Origin of the sequence: Paracoccus marcusii (assembly GCF_006151785.1) — a bacterium.
Lineage (GTDB): Bacteria > Pseudomonadota > Alphaproteobacteria > Rhodobacterales > Rhodobacteraceae > Paracoccus > Paracoccus marcusii.
This window is the reverse complement of the sequence record NZ_VDDD01000222.1, coordinates 1-2,374: the sequence shown is the minus strand read 5'-3', so window position 1 is coordinate 2,374 and position 2,374 is coordinate 1. Positions and strand designations below refer to the sequence as shown.

General features: G+C 69.1%; 2 protein-coding genes, 1 pseudogene and 1 riboswitch. Of the genes and pseudogenes, 1 reads left to right on the top strand and 2 read right to left on the bottom strand.

Going from position 1 to position 2,374, the window contains the following annotated elements; translation table 11 throughout:
* A pseudogene (locus FHD68_RS18335) lies at window positions 1-205 on the bottom strand (thiamine/thiamine pyrophosphate ABC transporter permease ThiP); the annotation flags it as partial.
* Window positions 184-1,155, bottom strand: a complete 972-nt coding sequence (locus tag FHD68_RS18330) for a thiamine ABC transporter substrate-binding protein (RefSeq protein WP_127897488.1) — start codon at window positions 1,153-1,155, stop codon at window positions 184-186. The pseudogene FHD68_RS18335 and the gene FHD68_RS18330, both read right to left, overlap by 22 nt.
* A gap of 30 nt (window positions 1,156-1,185) precedes the next feature.
* Window positions 1,186-1,285: riboswitch (TPP riboswitch) on the bottom strand.
* Window positions 1,286-1,343: 58 nt separating this feature from the next.
* Between FHD68_RS18330 and FHD68_RS18325 the strand changes: the two genes are divergently transcribed.
* Window positions 1,344-2,374: MutS family DNA mismatch repair protein (locus tag FHD68_RS18325; RefSeq protein WP_482811975.1), on the top strand; the 1,031-nt coding region annotated here is incomplete at its 3' end.

The following is a 2,374-nucleotide window of genomic DNA, read 5'->3' as shown; positions in this document are numbered from 1 at the left end:
GCGCCACCGGCACGGCCAGCGCCGCCGACAGGGTCGCGGACAGCGCGGCCTGCCACAGGGTGAACCAGACCGCGCGCAGGTCCCATTCGGTCAGGCCCGACAGCCCGCCCGCGACCCAGACCACCGCCGCCAGCGTGCCCAGGATCAGCGCGGCCAGCGCGCCCGCGATGGCGTGGCCGATGCTCAGCGGAAGGCCCGCTGCCATTCGTCCAGGGCGGGGGCGCGCAGGGCATCGGCCTCGTCCTCGGACAGGAACAGGGTCTTTTCCGGGCGGGGCAGGTCGCGCATCACCTGCGGCCAGTCGGCCTGGGGCAGTTTCGCGGGCAGGGACCAGTTGGCCAGCGGGATCGTCGCCTGGAAATCGGGGGTCAGCACCCAGTCCATGAAGGCTTGCGCCAGTTCGGGCTGATCGGTGCCCGCGACCTGCGCCACCAGTTCGGCCATGAAGTAATGCCCCTCGGGGAAGATCGCGGCGCGCTTGGTGTCGTCCTCCTCGGCGGCGATGTGATAGGCGGGCGAGGTGGTGTAGGACAGGACCATGTCCGCCTCGCCATCCGTGAACAGGCCGTAGGATTCGGACCAGCCGCGGGTGACGGTCAGCACCTTGGGCGCCAGCTTCGCCCAGGCCTCGCCCGCCTGATCGCCATAGACCGACTTGACCCAGAGCAGCATCGCCAGACCCGACACAGAACTGCGCGGATCCTGGATGACGATGCTGATGTCCTCGGCCTCCAGCAGTTCGGCAAAGCTGGCGGGCGGGTTCTCCAGCCGGGTGCTGTCATAGACGAAGGCCGTCTCGCCCCAGTTGTAGGGCAGGAAGATGTCGTCCTCCCATGCGATGGGCAGCGACAGGTCGGACGTGTCCTGCCCATGCGGCGCGAACAGACCCGATGCGCGGGCACGCGCGGTCATGTCGGTGTTCAGGCCGAAGACGATGTCGGCTTGGGTGCCCGCCCCCTCCATCAGGATGCGGGGCAGCACGTCGCCGGTCACGAATTGCAGGTCGCAATCGCAGATCGCCTCGAACCCCTCCTCGATGGCGGGGCCGGGGCCCCATTCGCTGGTGACGCTGTCGCCGGCATAGACGGTCAGGACGCGATCCTGGGCTAGGGCGGGGGTGGCCAGCAGCAAAGCGGGGATCAGGACGGATTTCATCGGCAGCCTCTCTTGTCGGGTGATCGAAAAGAAGGGGGTGCGCACCTTCCCTCCGCCGGTGTGAGCCGGATCAGGTTCAACGGGTCCGCTGTCGCGTCTCAGCCCGCATGGGGCACCCCGAGGTGATCCCGAATGTAGAGGTTTCGCGCGCCCGCGCAAGCGGATAGAAACCGCCCATGACCAAGGACATGTCTGATCAGCCCACGCCGATGATGGCGCAGTATCTTGCGATCCGGGAGGCCAATCCCGGCGCGCTGCTGTTCTATCGCATGGGCGATTTCTACGAGATGTTCTTCGACGACGCGGTCGCCGCTGCCGCCGCGCTGGACATCGCGCTGACCAAACGCGGCACCCATGCGGGTGAGCCCATCCCGATGTGTGGCGTGCCCGTCCATGCGGCCGAGGGCTATCTGCTGACGCTGATCCGCAAGGGTTTCCGCGTGGCCATCGCCGAACAGATGGAGGACCCGGCGGAGGCCAAGAAGCGCGGGTCGAAATCGGTCGTGGCGCGCGACGTGGTGCGGCTGGTGACGCCGGGCACCCTGACCGAGGAATCGCTGCTGGAGGCGCGGCGCCACAATTACCTGGCGGCATTCGTGGTGGTCCGCGAGGAGGGCGCGCTGGCTTGGGTCGATATCTCGACCGGCGCGTTTTCGGTGATGGATTGCCCCCTGCCGCGTCTGGCCCCCGAACTGGCGCGGCTGGCCCCGCGCGAGGTCCTGGCCTGCGACACCGGGCTGGAGGAGCTGATCGGCGATGCGGGCGCGGTGATGACCGACCTGCACGCCAGCGCGTTCGACAGCAATGCGGGCACGCGGCGGCTGTGTGCGCTGTACGGCGTCGAGACGCTGGACGGGTTCGGCAGCTTCACGCGCGCCGAACTGGCCGCGATGGGCGCCATCGTCGATTATCTGGACATGACGCAGAAGGGCCGCTTGCCGCTGATGCGCCCGCCGATGCGCGAACGCGCAGGCGGTGCGATGCAGATCGACGCCGCGACCCGGCGCAATCTGGAGCTGACCCAGGCCCTGTCTGGCGGGCGCGACGGATCGCTGCTGGCGGCCATCGACCGCACCGTGACCGCGCCGGGCGCGCGCCTGCTGGAACGCCGGATCAGCGCACCGTCGCGCGATCTGGCGCTGATCGCGGCGCGCCATGACGCGGTGGCGGCGCTGGCGGGGGATGCGCGGTTGCTTTCGGATCTGCGCGGCGCGCTGGC

Excerpts from the sequence above, each read along its gene's own strand:
- FHD68_RS18330 (WP_127897488.1), bottom strand. The coding sequence starts at position 1,155 with ATGAAATCCGTCCTGATCCCCGCTTTGCTGCTGGCCACCCCCGCCCTA.